This window comes from Endozoicomonas euniceicola (assembly GCF_025562755.1).
Taxonomy (GTDB): domain Bacteria; phylum Pseudomonadota; class Gammaproteobacteria; order Pseudomonadales; family Endozoicomonadaceae; genus Endozoicomonas_A; species Endozoicomonas_A euniceicola.
Genome location: NZ_CP103300.1, coordinates 828,550 through 844,406, shown reverse-complemented (window position 1 = coordinate 844,406; position 15,857 = coordinate 828,550). Strand labels below are relative to the sequence as shown.

13 protein-coding genes are annotated in these 15,857 nt (G+C 52.7%); all 13 read left to right on the top strand.

Annotated elements, in window-relative coordinates:
* Nucleotide 1: 1 nt before the first annotated feature.
* The 13 genes from ftsL (at nucleotide 2) to ftsZ (ending at nucleotide 15,816) form a co-directional block, all read left to right on the top strand.
* On the top strand, nucleotides 2-298 hold the full coding sequence (gene ftsL, locus NX720_RS03085) for a cell division protein FtsL (protein WP_262599315.1): 297 nt from the start codon (nucleotides 2-4) through the stop codon (nucleotides 296-298).
* Nucleotides 295-2,064 carry a peptidoglycan D,D-transpeptidase FtsI family protein gene (locus tag NX720_RS03080; RefSeq protein WP_262599314.1) on the top strand — a complete coding sequence of 590 codons (1,770 nt, stop codon included), beginning with the start codon at nucleotides 295-297 and terminating at the stop codon, nucleotides 2,062-2,064. Before ftsL ends, NX720_RS03080 begins: the two co-directional genes overlap by 4 nt.
* Before the next feature lie 41 nt (nucleotides 2,065-2,105).
* Nucleotides 2,106-3,647: a UDP-N-acetylmuramoyl-L-alanyl-D-glutamate--2,6-diaminopimelate ligase gene (locus NX720_RS03075; RefSeq protein ID WP_262599313.1), complete on the top strand. Its 1,542-nt coding sequence runs from the start codon at nucleotides 2,106-2,108 to the stop codon at nucleotides 3,645-3,647.
* Nucleotides 3,644-5,041 carry a UDP-N-acetylmuramoyl-tripeptide--D-alanyl-D-alanine ligase gene (locus tag NX720_RS03070; protein ID WP_262599312.1) on the top strand — a complete coding sequence of 466 codons (1,398 nt, stop codon included), beginning with the start codon at nucleotides 3,644-3,646 and terminating at the stop codon, nucleotides 5,039-5,041. The genes NX720_RS03075 and NX720_RS03070 overlap by 4 nt, the downstream gene beginning before the upstream one ends.
* 2 nt (nucleotides 5,042-5,043) lie before the next feature.
* Nucleotides 5,044-6,126 (top strand): phospho-N-acetylmuramoyl-pentapeptide-transferase, encoded by a 1,083-nt coding sequence (gene mraY, locus NX720_RS03065; RefSeq protein WP_262599311.1) that lies wholly within the window; start codon nucleotides 5,044-5,046, stop codon nucleotides 6,124-6,126.
* A 16-nt stretch (nucleotides 6,127-6,142) separates the two neighbouring features.
* Complete coding sequence (gene murD / locus NX720_RS03060) at nucleotides 6,143-7,513, top strand: UDP-N-acetylmuramoyl-L-alanine--D-glutamate ligase (RefSeq protein ID WP_262599309.1); 1,371 nt, start codon at nucleotides 6,143-6,145, stop codon at nucleotides 7,511-7,513.
* Nucleotides 7,510-8,718: a putative lipid II flippase FtsW gene (gene ftsW, locus NX720_RS03055; protein WP_262599307.1), complete on the top strand. Its 1,209-nt coding sequence runs from the start codon at nucleotides 7,510-7,512 to the stop codon at nucleotides 8,716-8,718. Before murD ends, ftsW begins: the two co-directional genes overlap by 4 nt.
* The gene (murG, locus tag NX720_RS03050; protein WP_262599305.1) at nucleotides 8,711-9,865 is read left to right on the top strand and encodes an undecaprenyldiphospho-muramoylpentapeptide beta-N-acetylglucosaminyltransferase; all 1,155 of its coding nucleotides are present in this window, start codon (nucleotides 8,711-8,713) and stop codon (nucleotides 9,863-9,865) included. The genes ftsW and murG overlap by 8 nt, the downstream gene beginning before the upstream one ends.
* On the top strand, nucleotides 9,858-11,309 hold the full coding sequence (gene murC, locus NX720_RS03045; RefSeq protein WP_262599304.1) for a UDP-N-acetylmuramate--L-alanine ligase: 1,452 nt from the start codon (nucleotides 9,858-9,860) through the stop codon (nucleotides 11,307-11,309). The genes murG and murC overlap by 8 nt, the downstream gene beginning before the upstream one ends.
* A gap of 54 nt (nucleotides 11,310-11,363) precedes the next feature.
* Nucleotides 11,364-12,398, top strand: coding sequence for a D-alanine--D-alanine ligase (locus NX720_RS03040; protein ID WP_262599303.1), 1,035 nt, complete (start codon nucleotides 11,364-11,366; stop codon nucleotides 12,396-12,398).
* 16 nt (nucleotides 12,399-12,414) lie between these two features.
* Nucleotides 12,415-13,185: a cell division protein FtsQ/DivIB gene (locus tag NX720_RS03035; RefSeq protein WP_262599302.1), complete on the top strand. Its 771-nt coding sequence runs from the start codon at nucleotides 12,415-12,417 to the stop codon at nucleotides 13,183-13,185.
* 106 nt (nucleotides 13,186-13,291) lie between these two features.
* Nucleotides 13,292-14,527, top strand: coding sequence for a cell division protein FtsA (ftsA, locus tag NX720_RS03030; protein WP_262601714.1), 1,236 nt, complete (start codon nucleotides 13,292-13,294; stop codon nucleotides 14,525-14,527).
* Between the two features lie 65 nt (nucleotides 14,528-14,592).
* Nucleotides 14,593-15,816: a cell division protein FtsZ gene (gene ftsZ, locus NX720_RS03025; RefSeq protein WP_262599301.1), complete on the top strand. Its 1,224-nt coding sequence runs from the start codon at nucleotides 14,593-14,595 to the stop codon at nucleotides 15,814-15,816.
* Nucleotides 15,817-15,857: the final 41 nt, after the last annotated feature.

Genomic DNA, 15,857 nt, shown 5'->3' with positions numbered 1-15,857 from the left:
TATGGACAAAGAGCCGTTATTAGCGTTGTTTAATCGTGCCAATGCCCTGGCAGGCTTGTTGCTTCTGCTGGTGTTGGTATCGGGTGTGGCTGTCAGTTATGCCGGTCATGAAAACAGACGGCTCCACAATGTTCTCCAGCAGGAGCAGGAGAACCTGAATACTGCCCAGGTAGAGTGGGGCAAGCTGTTGCTTCAACATGGCATGTTGACCTCGCCGGGACGTATTGAATCATTAGCCAGGGGAGAGTTGGGAATGAATGTTCCGGATTCCGGGCATATCGAAGTGGTGGCGCCATGATAGCCATTACCCGACAAAGTGATAAAAACACCAGAAAAAATGCCAGAACCGGGAAAAGCCTGCAGGGATACCCTGCTCGTTATCGAATTCTGAAAGGTCTGTTCGCTCTCGCTGGAATGGTTATCCTGTCGAGGGTTATGTATTTACAGGTATACGACAGTAGCTTTCTTCAGCAGGAGGGGGACAAGCGTACTGTGCGTTATGAGTCCATTCCTGCACACCGTGGGGTCATTTTTGACCGAAATGGTAAGATGCTGGCGGTCAGTGCGCCGGTCATGACTCTGTGGGGTGACCCCCGGCAACTGGTTGATCAGCAGGAGCACTGGCCAAAGCTTGCCAGGGCTTTGGAGATTCCGGCATCAGAGCTGGCGACCCGGATACGAAATAATGCCAGTAAGGAATTTATCTACCTCAAGCGGCAGGTGACGCCGGAAGAGGGGATGGCGATTCTGAATCTGAATATTCCCGGTGTGAACAGCTACGACGAGCATAAACGCTACTACCCAATGGGGGAAGTGGCGGCTCACCTGGTGGGTATCACCGGAATTGATGACAAAGGTCAGGAAGGCCTGGAGCTGGGTTACGACAGCTGGCTGACGGGTAAACCCGGAACCCGGCGAACGTTAAAGGATCGTCGTGGACGGCTGGCTAAAGAGGCGGAAGTCACGAAAAGTGCTGAACCCGGTAAGGAGATCATGCTCAGTATTGATCTGCGGCTTCAGTATATGGCTTATCGTGAGCTGAAAAAGGCTGTTACCGAGCTGAAAGCCAGTTCCGGTTCACTGGTTATGCTGGATATCGAAACCGGTGAGGTTCTGGCGATGGTCAATCAGCCCTCTTATAACCCCAATAACCGTTCTGGTATGCAGGCTTATCGCATGCGTAACCGCGTAATGACCGATCTCTTTGAGCCTGGTTCAACCCTGAAGCCTTTCACCGTTGTTGCCGGTATGGAATCCGGACACTACAACCGGGATACCGAGATTAAAACTGGTAACGGTTATATGCGGGTTGGGCGCAATGCCGTTCGTGATCTGAATGGCTATGGCACCATTGATGTGGAAACCGTGCTGATTCGCTCCAGTAATATCGGGGTCAGTAAAATTGCCATGGAAGTCGGTGCAGATGGCGTGATGAGCGTAATGCGCCGGATCGGTCTGGGGCAGAGTGTGGGAACCGGCTTTCCCGGCGAGCGAACGGGCTTTCTGCCTTATAAGGATCGCTGGAGCGATTTTGAATTATCGACGCTGTCCTTTGGCTATGGTCTGACGGTTACGCCATTGCAGCTGGCTCAGGCCTATATGGTGCTGGGTGCGGGCGGAGTGTTACGTCCCGTCTCCTTAATCAAGCGCGACGTACCGCCACAGGGGAAGCGGGTGATTGATGAGCGAGTGGCTAAAGAAGTGCTGGGTATGCTCAGTTCTGTAGTGAGTCAGGGTTCCGGGCGCAGGGCCTCAATTCCCTCTTACCCGGTCGCCGGTAAAACCGGTACGGTACGCAAGGTCGGTGGCAGCGGCTACTCTGAGGATCGTCATGTTGGTTTATTTGCGGGTGTTGTGCCGGCAGATAACCCTAAACTGGCAACCGTTGTCATCATTGATGATCCGGCGGGTGAGAAATATTACGGCAGTCTGACAGCCGCTCCGGTGTTTTCCAAAGTGAATGCCCAGGCATTACGGATGCTTGGGGTTAAGCCCGGACACAAAGATGTGTTGACCGCCGGAGTAGGTGGCTGGTTCAGATATGTTCTTAACGACGCAGGTTAGTCGTTTTTTTATGAAGCTCTGCTCATGGTTATTTTACTGGCATGAGCGTTCCACAGATAAGCAGGAAGGTAATGGCTGGCAGCCTGGTAAATACACTTAACGCAGTATTGGCGGTTCTTGACTGTCCGCCTCTTGAACTCGATAAACCGATATCCGGATTAGCCCTCGACAGCCGCAAGCTGATCGGGGGTGAGTTGTTTCTGGCGATTCCCGGGCTGGCTGTCGATGGGCGCCAGTACATCGATGCGGCGGTTTCTGCGGGGGCGGCAGCTGTGATTGCTGAATCCGAAGGTGAACAGGAAGCAACCATTAAATGGGTTCGTGCTGAGGCAAATGATGTGCCGGTTATTTTTGTATCGGGCCTGAAGGATCGTATCGGTTTTCTTGCTGATCGTTTCTATCGGCAGCCTTCTGCAAACTTGAATGTGGTGGGTGTTACCGGGACTAACGGTAAAACTTCCTGCTGCTGGTTTATAGCCCAGTTGCTCTCTATGTTGCAGCAACCCTGTGCGGTCATGGGTACCATCGGCAAAGGGGTGCCGCCGTCACTGGAACCCTGCCTCAATACCACGGCCGATCCTGTGTCCCTGCATCAGTATATGGCTGAATTGGGTGCCAGTGGTGTGAAAGCCATGGCTATGGAGGTGTCTTCCCACGGCCTGGACCAGGGAAGAGTTGATAGCGTTCAGTTCGATATTGGCGTGTTCACCAATATCAGCAGGGATCACCTGGATTACCATTGCACGCTGGACGCTTATGCAAGAGCCAAGTCGCTGTTGTTTGCTGGTGGTCGTGTGAAACAGGGCATTATCAACCTGAATGATGATTACAGTGGCATGATGATAAAAGCTTGCGGCAGTCAGACGCAGGTGCTGACTTACTCCACGTCTAATCCTGAAGCTGACGTTTATGCTGAAAGTTTTGCTTTGACTGCTGACGGTTTAGTGAGTCAGGTGCATAGCCCCTGGGGCACTGGTCAGCTGCGTACCTCATTGCTGGGTCGATTTAATCTGGAAAACCTGTTGGCGGTTCTGAGCTGTGTCTGTATTCAGGGTTATGCCTTTGATCGGGTTCTGTCGTTTATCTCCCGTTTAACCACTGTTCCGGGTCGCATGCAGCGTTTTGGCGGCAGTCATAAGCCAATGGTTGTGGTTGATTACGCCCATACTCCGGACGCTCTTGAAAGCGTACTGGAAGCGCTGCGTGAACACGGCGCAAGTCGTTTGACCTGCGTATTTGGCTGTGGGGGCGACCGGGATCGTGGCAAGCGTCCGCTGATGACCCGTGCGGCGGTCAATGGTGCTGATAAGGTGGTGGTAACCAGTGATAACCCTCGCAGTGAAGATCCGGAGCAAATCATTGCCGATGCCGTGAATGGCGTTGATTTCGGAAAGGTCAATGTTGTCACTGAAACTGACCGTGCCAAAGCCATTGCCAGTACCATCGCTGAAGCGCACGAGCGTGAAATTGTGGTGGTGGCCGGTAAGGGGCATGAAGACTATCAGGAAGTGCAAGGTAAACGCCTTCCGTTTGACGACAGAGATCATGTTTCCCGCGCGCTTTCACAATGGAGAGCATTATGATCCGGACTTATCAGCTCTCGGAGCTGGCTGCGGAGCTTAACGGACGTTTACACGGTAATGACCTGAACATTTCCGGTATCAGTATTGATTCCCGTTCTGTAAAGCCCGGTGAACTGTTTATTGCTATCAAGGGCCCCAACTTCGACGGTCATGCTTATGCAGTCAAGGCTCTGGAGTCGGGAGCAGCAGCTGTACTGGTTCAGGAAGCGCCTGCTGATATAAACGGTGGCAGTTATATCCTTGTGGAGGATACGTCGAAAGCACTGGGCCAGCTTGGCGCCTTTAACCGCAATCAGACAGATATTCCGTTTCTGGCGATTACCGGTTCCTGCGGCAAAACATCGGTAAAAGAGATGCTGGCGGCCATTCTTGATCAGGAAGGCTCAACGCTGGCAACCCTTGGCAACCTGAATAATGCCTTTGGCGTTCCTTTGACACTGTTTTCTGTGGAGGCTGATAACCGGTTTGCGGTTATTGAGCTGGGAACCAGCTCGCCGGGTGAAATTGGGTATATCTCTGAACTGACCCATCCGGATGTGTCGGTGATTACCAATGCCGCTGAAGCGCATCTGGACAAGTTGGTCAGTGTTGAGGGCGTGGCTCAGGAGAAGGGGTTTATCCTGGATTATCTGTCCCCTGAAGGGACAGCGGTTTTAAATCTGGATGACACTTTTTTTAATGACTGGCAACAACGGACGTTATCCGGGAGTGAGCAGCGGCAGGTGATGTCATTCAGTCTGAGCAATCCGGAAGCGGATAGTTATGCCAGTCATGTTGAAACCACCGCTGAAGGTATGCGTTTCACCCTGAATTTAAAGGGTGAACAAAAGGCGCTGACCATTGCTTTCTGGGGGCAGCATCAGGTTCAGAATGCCTGTTGTGCGGCAGTGGCGGCCTCTGCTGCCGGTATCGGACTGGACAAGATCGTTCAGGGGCTGGAAAATGCCCGCCCTTACCAGCGTCGTGGACAACGCTTTCAGTTAGACGACCAGACGCTGGTCATTGACGAAACCTACAACGCCAACCCCAGGGCCACGCTGGCAGCTATTGATCAGCTGGCAGAGTGTGAAGGTCACAGGGTTATGGTGCTGGGGGATATGCTGGATCTTGGAGCGGTCTCACAGCAGAGGCATCTGGATGTGGGTGCCTACGCCCGGGACAGGGGCGTTGAAACGTTTTTTGCTCTGGGTGAGGCTTCCCGGCAGGCGGTGTCTGCCTATGGCAGTGCCGGACGTCATTTTGAAACGAAAGAGTCTCTTGTGAACGGGCTGCGGTCTTTGCTGACAGGGCTGGACGCTCTGCCGGTGACTGTGCTGGTTAAAGGTTCACGGGGGATGGGAATGTTGGATATCGTACGATCCCTGGTGGGATCAGACTATAAGGGAGAGCGCTGACAATGCTGCTCTGGCTGGCGGATTTTTTATCCCAGTACTACCACGGTTTTGCCGTGTTCAAATATTTAACGCTCAGGGGCATCCTTGGCGTGTTGACTGCTCTGACCCTTAGCCTTTGGCTCGGGCCGCATATGATTCGTCGTCTGAGTTATCACCAGATTGGCCAGTCTGTGCGTGATGACGGCCCTAAATCGCACCTCAGCAAAGCGGGAACCCCAACGATGGGGGGTGCCCTGATTCTGGTGTGTATCGCCATCAGTACCCTGTTATGGGCCAATCTGGAAAATCGCTATATCTGGGTTGTACTGCTGACCACCGGTGTTTTTGGCATCGTCGGCTGGGTGGATGACTATCGCAAGGTGGTTGAGAAAAACTCCCGGGGGCTGCCTGCCCGCTGGAAATTCTTCTGGCAGTCGGTGGCCGGTTTCGGTGCGGCGATGTTTTTGTTTATGACGGCTTCCGGCGTTGCTGAAACCTCGCTGATTGTTCCGTTCTTTAAGAGTGTCACCATAGCCCTCGGTCCGTTTTTCGTCCTGATCACTTATCTGACGATTGTGGGTACCAGTAATGCGGTTAACCTGACGGATGGCCTTGATGGTCTGGCGATTATGCCCACCGTGATGGTGGCCGCTGCTCTTGCCATTTTTGCCTATCTGAGCGGTCACGCGAATTTTGCCCAGTATCTGCATATTCCGTTTATTTCCGGCAGTGGTGAACTCATTGTCTTCTGTGGCGCAATTGTTGGAGCCGGTCTGGGTTTTCTCTGGTTTAACACCTACCCGGCCCAGGTCTTTATGGGTGATGTCGGCGCATTGGCTCTGGGTGCGGCACTGGGTACGGTTGCGGTCATTGTCCGGCAGGAAATTGTGCTGATCATTATGGGCGGTGTATTCGTTATGGAAACCGTGTCGGTTATTTTGCAGGTAGCTTCTTTCAAACTGACCGGGCGTCGTATTTTCCGTATGGCTCCCATTCATCACCACTTTGAGCTGAAGGGCTGGCCGGAGCCGCGGGTCATTGTTCGCTTCTGGATCATCACGCTGATTCTGGTGCTGGTCGGCCTGGCAACACTGAAGATTCGCTAGGGATTAAGGCAGATTTATGGGGTCGGAACTGATCGCTTCAAGTTGTTTACGGGTTATCGTTGGTCTGGGTAAGACCGGCCTGTCCTGTGTTCGTTATCTGTCAGAAAAGCAGTTGCCATTCAGGGTGATGGACACTCGTGAGCAGCCACCGGGTATTGATCAGCTGAAGGCTGAATACCCGGATGTCGAGGTGTATACCGGTGGCTTTAATCAGGACTGGCTGAACAGTGCTGATGAGCTGGTGGTCAGCCCGGGGATTGCCGTGGCTGAACCGTCTATCTCGGAGGCGGTGGCTTGTGGTGCAAGCGTTGTAGGCGATATCGAACTGTTCTGTCGTGACGCGAAAGCCCCCATTGTTGCCATCACTGGTTCAAATGGTAAAAGCACGGTTACCACCTTGCTCGGTGAAATGGCTAAGGAAGCCGGTATTCAGGTGGGTATTGGTGGCAATATCGGAACACCAGCACTTGAGCTGCTGGATAACGGTGGCAGTGAACTTTATATCCTTGAGTTGTCCAGCTTTCAGCTTGAAACTACGTATTCTCTGGAAGCTGCGGCAGCAACGGTGCTTAACCTGAGCCCCGACCACATGGATCGCTACCCGTCCATGGTCGAATACCATCAGGCCAAGCAGCGTATTTATAAAGGCTGTAAAAGTGCGGTTTACAACAAGCAGGACGCTTTGACGACCCCTCTGCTTCCTGTTGCGGTGAGTGGCGTGGCGTTTACCGCCGGAAAACCTGATTTGCACGACTACGGACTGCTACAGGAAGGTGATACCACCTGGTTGTGTAAGGGCGTAGAGAAGTTGCTCGACAGTTCACAAATGAAGCTTTGTGGGCAACATAATCAGACCAATGCGCTTGCGGCGCTGGCACTGGGTGAGCAGGTGGGTATTCCCCTGAGTGCCATGTTGTCAGTATTAAAGCGCTTTGCCGGTTTGCAGCATCGCTGCGAATGGGTGGCAGAGCAGGATGGCGTGGTCTGGATTAATGATTCCAAGGCCACCAACGTGGGGGCAACGGTTGCAGCCATCGAAGGGCTTGGAAATACCCTGAAAGGAAAGCTGGTTCTTATTGCAGGTGGTGACGGCAAAGGTGCTGATTTTTCTGAACTCAGGCAGCCGGTCAGCCAGTTTGTCAGAACACTTGTGTTAATGGGGCGTGATGCGCCTGCTATTGAGCAGGCTGTTGGTCATGTCGTGCCTTCTGTGTATGCGAAGGATCTGAATGAAGCCATTGTTATAGCTGCCCGGGCTAGTCAGCCCGGTGATGCCGTGGTGCTGGCACCCGCCTGCGCCAGTTTTGATATGTTTGCCAGTTTTGAGCAGCGTGGGGATTTGTTTCGCCAGCAGGTGGTTGAGCTTCTTGAAGGGGAGTCCGTATGACAATCCATCAGAAGCTGCTACCGGAATTCGATAGTAAAGGTACCGGAACCAGTCAGGTTGACCTGCCTTTGTTGAGTGCCATATTAGCGCTTCTGGTGGTTGGGCTGGTGATGGTCAGTTCGGCTTCCATGAGTGAGTCCGACAGTCTTTACAATAACTCGATGTATATCCTGATCAAACAGTGCCTGTTTGTCGGGAGTGGTCTGTTTTGCATGCTGTTAATGCTGCTTGTGCCTGTTAAAAAGATAGAGCAGTACAGCTGGGTTTCTCTGTTTGGGGGGATTTCACTGCTGTTTCTGGTGTTGATTATCGGGCGTGAAATAAACGGCAGCGTGCGTTGGATACCACTGGGAATATTTAATTTACAGGCGTCTGAAGCGGCTAAACTATGCATCGTCGTTTATCTGGCGGCTTATCTGGTGCGGCGTCTGGATGAAGTCCGGACCCAGTGGAGGGGCTTCCTCAAACCCCTGTTTATACTGATTGTCTCGGCAGTCCTGCTACTGTTGGAACCGGATCTTGGCTCTGTTGTTGTACTGATGACGGCAGCTATGGGCATGATCTTTATGGCGGGCGCCCCGAAGATTCAGTTTACCGTGTTGATCGTTTTTCTGGGGCTCGCCGTCGGTTTGCTGATCTGGATTGAACCTTACCGAATGGCTCGGCTGACCTCTTACCTTGACCCCTGGGGTAATGCTTTTGGCAGTGGTTATCAGTTAACCCAGGCGCTGATTGCTTTTGGTCGGGGTGAATGGTTTGGCGTTGGTCTGGGTAACAGTATTCAGAAGTTGTTTTATCTGCCGGAAGCGCACACGGATTTTGTGTTTGCAGTGCTTGCTGAAGAGTTCGGTGTTTTTGGCTGTACGGTGGTTGTACTGCTTTTCCTGTTTATTGCCTGGCGGGTTTTACAGATTGGTTTCCGTTGTGAGCAGAAAGGTTTGCTGTTCCATGGCTATGTCGCCTATGGGTTTGCTCTGTTATTTGGTGGCCAGGCGCTGATCAATATTGGTGTAAATACCGGGCTTCTCCCCACTAAGGGGCTGGCGTTACCGTTAATCAGTTATGGAGGCAGTAGTCTGTTGATTAACTGTCTGGCGTTTGGATTGTTGTTACGAATTGATTATGAGCGACGCTTGTTCAATGTTAAAGACACACCTGCGGGACAACGCAGGCGATCAGTCAGTCGGGGAGAGCGCCATGCCTGAGCATTCCTCTGCTGTAAAACAGCCAGCCCATGAACGACCAACCATCGTTGTGATGGCAGGCGGTACGGGTGGGCATATCTTTCCGGCTCTGGCGACAGCCCAGGAGCTGAAGGCAAGAGGTTTTTCTATCCACTGGCTGGGAACGCCAGGCAGTATGGAGGCGGAGCTGGTGCCAAAGTATGGCTTTGATATCAGCTTTCTGCCAGTGACCGGGTTGCGTGGGAAAGGGTTGAGCTTCCTGCTGAAAGCCCCCTGGCGAATTTCTGTGTCCCTGCTGCGAGCCGTCAAAGCGTTGCGACAACATAAGCCAGTCTGTGTTCTGGGTATGGGTGGGTATGTAACAGGGCCGGGTGGTCTTGCTGCCCGCCTGCTGGGTGTGCCGCTGGTGATACATGAGCAGAATGCTATTGCCGGGCTGACGAATAAAGTACTGGCCCGCATTTCCAGTCGCGTGCTGGAAGCGTTTCCGGATACCTTCAAAAAAGCGGGTATGAATTCCGGGAAGGTGTTCCATACGGGCAACCCTGTCAGGACTGATATCCAGAGCGCCGTACAGAAACTGGAACAGCGTGGTGAGGCCTCTGTTCGATTACTGGTGGTCGGTGGCAGTCGCGGTGCGCAGGTGTTCAACCAGACGGTACCTGTCGCTTTGTCCTTATTGAAAGAATCGCTGAAAGAACAGTCACAGGCGGGCGCAGAGCAGTCGCTTCAGGCCTGGCACCAGACGGGCAAGGGCAACCTTGATGCAACCAGGCAGTTATATTGTGACCATGGTGTTGATGGCCGGGTTGAAGAATTTATTGATGATATGGCAGAGGCTTACGACTGGGCTGACCTGATTCTCTGCCGTTCAGGCGCGTTAACGGTGTCTGAGCTGGCGGTGGCCGGGCGGCCTTCGATACTCGTGCCTTATCCCTATGCCGTTGACGATCACCAGACCGCCAATGGGCATTATCTGGTTGAGCAGAGCGCGGCTCTGATGATCCAGCAAAACGAATTTACTAAAGGCAGTTTGGCCAGAATGTTACAGGAACTCATTGAAAATCGTTCACGGCTTGAGCAGATGGGGGCGGCTGCCCGCTCTATTGCCCTGCCGGAATCTACCCGGCAGGTGGCAGAGCACTGTCTGGAGGTGGCTGATGTCTGATAATCGAATGTTTCCGGTGACTCCGGTGCCGGAAATGCGTCGTATCCGTCGTATTCATTTTGTCGGTATTGGTGGTACCGGTATGTGCGGTATTGCTGAAGTTCTGTGCAACCAGGGTTATGAAATATCCGGGTCAGACATTCGACGGTCACCGGTAACCCGACGTCTGGAACAACAAGGCATCAAGGTATTCATTGGGCATGATGCAGGTCATGTCCACGGTGCGGATGTAGTGGTAACGTCAACCGCAGTAGCCGGTGAAAATCCTGAGGTCGTTGAAGCCAGAGCACTGCGCCTGCCGGTGGTTCCCAGGGCGGAGATGCTGGCTGAGCTGATGCGTTATCGTCACGGTATTGCCGTGGCGGGTACACATGGTAAAACCACTACAACCAGCCTGCTGGCGTCGGTATTTGGTTATGCAGACCTTGACCCGACCTTTGTGATTGGTGGCCGTCTGAATTCTGCGGGTACCAATGCCAAGCTGGGGGGAAGTCGGTATCTGATCGCTGAAGCTGATGAGTCGGACGCTTCGTTTTTGCACCTGCAGCCCATGGTCGCCATTGTGACCAATATTGATGCGGATCACATGGAAACCTATGAGGGTGACTTTGGTAAGTTAAAGAAAACCTTCGTGGACTTTCTGCATAACCTGCCATTCTATGGGTTGGCTGTCGTATGTGTCGATTGTCCTGTGGTACGTGAGCTGTTACCGTCGATTAAACGACAAATCATTACTTATGGCGTGAATGAAGAGGCTGATATCCGGGCTGTGAATATCCGTCAGGAAGGGATGAAAACCCGGTTTGACCTAGTGCGTCGTCAGTCTGGTGAGACGGTTGAGATGGAACTGAACATTCCGGGGCATCACAATGTTCTCAATGCCCTGGCCACCTTTGCAGTGGCTTCTGATGAAGGTATTGCTGATGCCGCTATTTGTGAAGGGTTGCGACAGTTTCAGGGTGTGGGTCGACGCTTTCAGGTACAGGGGCATTACCGTCATATTAATAATGAAGGCGATACGGGCAACATTATGTTGGTGGACGACTATGGTCATCACCCGACAGAAGTCGCAGCCACGGTTAGCGCGATTCGTAATGGCTGGAATGATAAGCGACTGGTCATGTTATATCAGCCGCATCGCTATTCCCGCACCCGTGACTTGTATGAAGACTTTGTTGACGTGCTGTCCAGGGTGGATGTTCTGTTGCTGATGGAAGTTTATGCGGCGGGTGAAGAACCTGTACCCGGCGCGGATAGTCGCAGTTTGTGTCGCAGTATTCGCCAGCGGGGGCAGCTGGACCCGATTTTTGTTTCCGATCCGGAAGCGCTTGACACGATTCTTGCCGGCGTATTACACGATGGCGATTTGCTGTTGACTCAGGGAGCGGGTGATATTGGCGCGCTGTCCCTGAAATTGAGTGAGAAACTAGGAGAGCCGGTGTGAGTTCGCCGGCAATAAGTGGAAATGAAGTCCATGCCACAAGCAGGTCTTACAGGAATGAATGAATCCAACGTCAGCATAAAGACTGGTCAGAATCGAGATCATTTTGATCCCCGGGCATTTGGTAAAGTGGCTGTCCTTCTGGGCGGTACTTCAGCTGAAAGAGAAGTCAGTCTGGTGACTGGCGACCGGATTTATGCGGCACTGGTTCGCAGCGGTGTGGATTGCAGAATGATTGACCCGGCTGATGACCTTATGGGGCAGCTGGAAGCCTGGCAGCCGGATCGTGCCTTTATTGCCCTGCATGGGCGTGGTGGGGAAGACGGTACTGTTCAGGGGTTGCTGGAGTCCATGGGTATTCCTTACCAGGGCAGTGGTGTTCTGGCCTCAGCGCTGGCAATGGATAAGTATCGCACCAAACTGTTATGGCAGGCTGTTGGGTTGCCTACTCCAGATTTTCGTCTGGTAGAAACCCCGGATATGCTTGAGTGCTGTTCCGACTTGCTGCCGGTATTTGTTAAACCCAGCCTGGAAGGTTCCAGTGTGGGTATAGCGCGGGTGGATCGTGAGCAGGATCTTCTCCCTGCTTTTGAGAAAGCTTCTCAGCATAACAGCTCGGTTCTGGTTGAGCAGTTTATTGACGGGCCTGAATACACCGTGGGGATTCTTAATGGTGAAGCTCTGCCGGTAATCCGTATTGAAGCTCAGAACGAGTTTTATGATTATGAGGCGAAGTATTTGTCTGATGATACCGGTTATCTTCTGCCTTCCGGCCTCAGCAAAACCCGTGAGCAGGAAATGCAGGCGATTGCCCTGACAGCCTTTGAAACGATTGGTTGTTCAGGCTGGGGGCGTGTGGACTTTATGGCAGACCAGCGTGGGCGTTTCTGGTTGCTGGAAGTGAATACCATTCCGGGTATGACGGAACACAGTCTGGTGCCTATGGCTGCGAAGGCGGTAGGACTGGACTTTGATGCGTTGGTTCTGGAAGTTCTGAAGTCATCATTGTCAGACAGCAGTCCAGTAACAATGGATGCAGGTCAGGAAAAGGAAAGCCAGATTGTTGCTGAAGCGGAAGCCGACCCAGTCTAAGCGTTCAGGCGATCCAGTGGGTAGTGTTCAGATCAGAAGAAGGCGGCAGTCGTCGTCTTCTTTCGGGCGTGCTCAGGCTTACCTGTCCACTCACTCGCGTACCGGGTGGCAAATCGTCCGGGTGATGATTGGTGTTGCCTTTCTCGGTGCGGTGTTGTGGGGTTGGCCTTCATTGATGAACTGGTTGAACCGGCCGATATCACGTGTGGAGATTCATGCCGGTTTTGAGTCTCTTAAGCAGGTAAAGGTGGAAGCAGAGCTGGAGCCGTTTCTGGTCAATCGCTTCTTTCACCTTGATCTGAAAGCGATGCGGCAGGCGCTGTTGCAAATGCCCTGGGTGCATGAAGCCAGTCTCAGACGACGCTGGCCGGATCGGCTGGAGGTTTCCCTGCAGGAGCGTCAGGCTGTAGCGCGATGGAAGCAGGGTAAGTTAATTACCGGTGAAGGTGTCGTTTTTGCTCCGGCATCGGTGGACGAATTTGAACTATTGCCGCTGTTATCCGGGTCGGATGATGAGGCGCTTAAGGTGATGCAGCAATATCTGTCAATCAGTCAGTTATTGCGGCCAATGGGGTTGTCGGTGAGCGAGCTGCAACTCGGTTCAGCGGGTTCATGGCGATTCAGGGTTGATCACGTCGTTGTTTATCTTGGTCGTGATCGGCGCATGGAGAGGTTGCAGCGGTTTGTCCGTCTGTACCATGCAAGGCTGGACAGCCGCTGGAGTGAGGTAGAGCGTGTGGATATGCGTTACCTCAATGGTGCGTCTGTCGCCTGGCGACAGAATTAGTGTAAAAGACAGAAAGGGGCGGCGGTATCAGCGCGCTGACTATTTATGCTGACTATGAAAGTTATGCTGACTATAAAAGCTTTTGCGGTTTAGGAAGATTAATGCCATGACATCGGCAGAGAATGGGAATTTGATTGTTGGGTTAGACATTGGCACCTCCAAGGTAGTAGCCATCGTCGGCGAAATTATGGAAGATGGCGAACTGGAAGTGATTGGTATCGGTGCTCATTCTTCCAGAGGTTTGAAGCGTGGTGTTGTCGTGAATATTGACTCCACAGTACACGCCATGAAGCGAGCCATTGAAGAAGCTGAATTGATGGTGGGTTGCTCGATCCATTCTGTCTATGCAGGCATTGCCGGTAATCATATCCGCAGTCTGAACTCTCATGGTATTGTGGCTATCAGGGAGCGTGAAGTAACCAGAGCTGATATTGAACGGGTTATTGATGCTGCAAAAGCAGTAGCAATTCCCGCCGACCAGCGTATTCTTCATATTTTGCCTCAGGAATATGTTATTGATTCTCAGGATGGCGTCAAGGAGCCACTGGGAATGTCGGGTGTGCGCCTGGAATCAAGGGTGCACCTGGTCACCTGTGCGGTCAATGCCGCTCAAAATATTGAAAATTGTATACGACGTTGTGGACTTGAAGTCGACGACATTATTCTGGAACAACTGGCATCGAGCTATTCCGTCCTGTCCGAGGATGAGAAAGAGCTGGGTGTCTGCATGGTGGATATTGGTGGTGGTACTACTGATATCGCCATTTTTACAGATGGCGCTATTCGCCATACAGCGGTTATTCCTATTGCCGGGGACCAGGTCACCAATGACATTGCCATGGCACTGCGTACACCGACCCAGCATGCGGAAGAACTGAAGATTAAATACGCCTGTGCACTGACTCAGCTGGCTGGTGCAGACGACATGATCAAGGTTCCCAGCGTGGGTGATCGCCCGGCCCGGGAACTTTCCAGACAATCATTGGCAGAAGTCGTAGAACCTCGTTATGAGGAGTTGTTTACGTTGATCCAGCAGGAGCTTCGTCGCAGTGGTTTTGAAGAGCTGGTTCCCGCAGGTATCGTCCTGACGGGTGGAACGTCGAAGATGGAAGGCGTTGTTGAGCTGGCAGAAGAAATATTCCATATGCCGGTAAGACTGGGGATGCCACAAGCGGTGCGAGGTTTGGACGATGTCGTATGTAACCCAATATATTCGACGGGTGTCGGGCTTTTGCATTACGGTTTAAAAGTCCAGCAGGAAGGACGTAAGGAAGCAGTATACAGCAAGCAGGAGGATGGTGTGTTCAATCGGTTAAAACAGTGGTTTCAGGGTAACTTCTGATTGAACGCCACTGCCAATTTTTAGAAAATATCCTGTTTAAGGTGAGAGAATAAGGAGAGGGCCACATGTTTGAGATGTTGGAAGATAACGTGCCGCAGGAAGCGGTCATTAAAGTTATCGGTGTCGGCGGCGGTGGTGGCAACGCTGTCTGCCACATGCTGAACAGTCAGTTGGAGGGGGTAGAGTTTGTCTGCGCCAACACTGACGCGCAGGCTCTTAAGAAACAACATCTGCAGGCGCATACGCACCTGCAGCTGGGTGCAGGCATTACTCGTGGTCTGGGTGCCGGAGCCAACCCACAAATTGGTCGTGAAGCGGCCATGGAAGATCGTGACCGTATCAGTGACCTGCTGCAGGGAGCTGATATGGTGTTCATTACTGCCGGTATGGGTGGTGGAACAGGTACGGGTGCTGCGCCGATTGTGGCACAGATTGCCCGTGAAATGGGGGCATTGACTGTTGCGGTGGTGACCAAACCTTTCTCCTTTGAAGGTCGTCGCCGTATGTCCGTGGCCGAAGAGGGTCTGAAGGAACTGCAGGAAAATGTAGACTCTCTCATCTGCATCCCTAACCAGAACCTTCTGCCTGTACTGGGTAAAGACGTCAGCCTGCTCAACGCCTTTGGTGCCGCAAATGATGTGCTGCTGGGTGCGGTGCAGGGTATTTCGGAGCTGATTACCCGTGACGGTCTGATCAATGTCGACTTTGCAGACGTACGTACTGTGATGTCCGAGATGGGTATGGCGATGATGGGTACGGGTTCTGCTACGGGTAGCAACCGCGCGGTTGAAGCCGCCGAGCGTGCCATTCGCAGCCCGCTGCTGGAAAATGTTAACCTTCGCGGCGCTCGTGGCGTACTGGTTAATATCACCGGTGGTATGGACATGGGGCTTAACGAGTACACCGAAGTGAACGAAACGGTGGCCGAGTTCGCTTCCGAGAACGCCACTATTGTTGTCGGAGCCGTTATCGATACCGAAATGAGCGATGAGTTGCGAGTGACTGTGGTGGCAACCGGCCTGGGTAGTGAAGAATCTGAGGCAGACACGGCCCTGAAAATGGTTGACGGTTCCCGTCCGCGTACAACCCGCAATGATGGTTCTCTGGATCTTAAAACTCTGGATGTCCCTACCAGCATGCGCAACCGTAGCAAGGATGCGGAAGAGGCTGGCAGGCCCGCAGCAGTAACCGCGGATGCAGAGCCGGAAGCGCCAAAGCGTCAGGCGACATCGACTGACAATGTAGATTATCTGGATATTCCGGCGTTTTTGCGTCGGCAGGCGGATTAATTGAATGCAAGTTACGACTTGTGTCAAATGTAGCTTTTGTT

What these genes read in the sequence shown, in the direction of transcription:
- murD (WP_262599309.1), top strand. Translation starts at nt 6,143, where the DNA reads ATGGGGTCGGAACTGATCGCTTCAAGTTGTTTACGGGTTATCGTTGGT.
- NX720_RS03080 (WP_262599314.1), top strand. Translation starts at nt 295, where the DNA reads ATGATAGCCATTACCCGACAAAGTGATAAAAACACCAGAAAAAATGCC.
- mraY (WP_262599311.1), top strand. Translation starts at nt 5,044, where the DNA reads ATGCTGCTCTGGCTGGCGGATTTTTTATCCCAGTACTACCACGGTTTT.
- NX720_RS03040 (WP_262599303.1), top strand. Translation starts at nt 11,364, where the DNA reads ATGAATGAATCCAACGTCAGCATAAAGACTGGTCAGAATCGAGATCAT.
- ftsL (WP_262599315.1), top strand. Translation starts at nt 2, where the DNA reads ATGGACAAAGAGCCGTTATTAGCGTTGTTTAATCGTGCCAATGCCCTG.
- murG (WP_262599305.1), top strand. Translation starts at nt 8,711, where the DNA reads ATGCCTGAGCATTCCTCTGCTGTAAAACAGCCAGCCCATGAACGACCA.
- NX720_RS03075 (WP_262599313.1), top strand. Translation starts at nt 2,106, where the DNA reads ATGAGCGTTCCACAGATAAGCAGGAAGGTAATGGCTGGCAGCCTGGTA.
- NX720_RS03070 (WP_262599312.1), top strand. Translation starts at nt 3,644, where the DNA reads ATGATCCGGACTTATCAGCTCTCGGAGCTGGCTGCGGAGCTTAACGGA.
- murC (WP_262599304.1), top strand. Translation starts at nt 9,858, where the DNA reads ATGTCTGATAATCGAATGTTTCCGGTGACTCCGGTGCCGGAAATGCGT.
- ftsA (WP_262601714.1), top strand. Translation starts at nt 13,292, where the DNA reads ATGACATCGGCAGAGAATGGGAATTTGATTGTTGGGTTAGACATTGGC.
- ftsZ (WP_262599301.1), top strand. Translation starts at nt 14,593, where the DNA reads ATGTTTGAGATGTTGGAAGATAACGTGCCGCAGGAAGCGGTCATTAAA.
- ftsW (WP_262599307.1), top strand. Translation starts at nt 7,510, where the DNA reads ATGACAATCCATCAGAAGCTGCTACCGGAATTCGATAGTAAAGGTACC.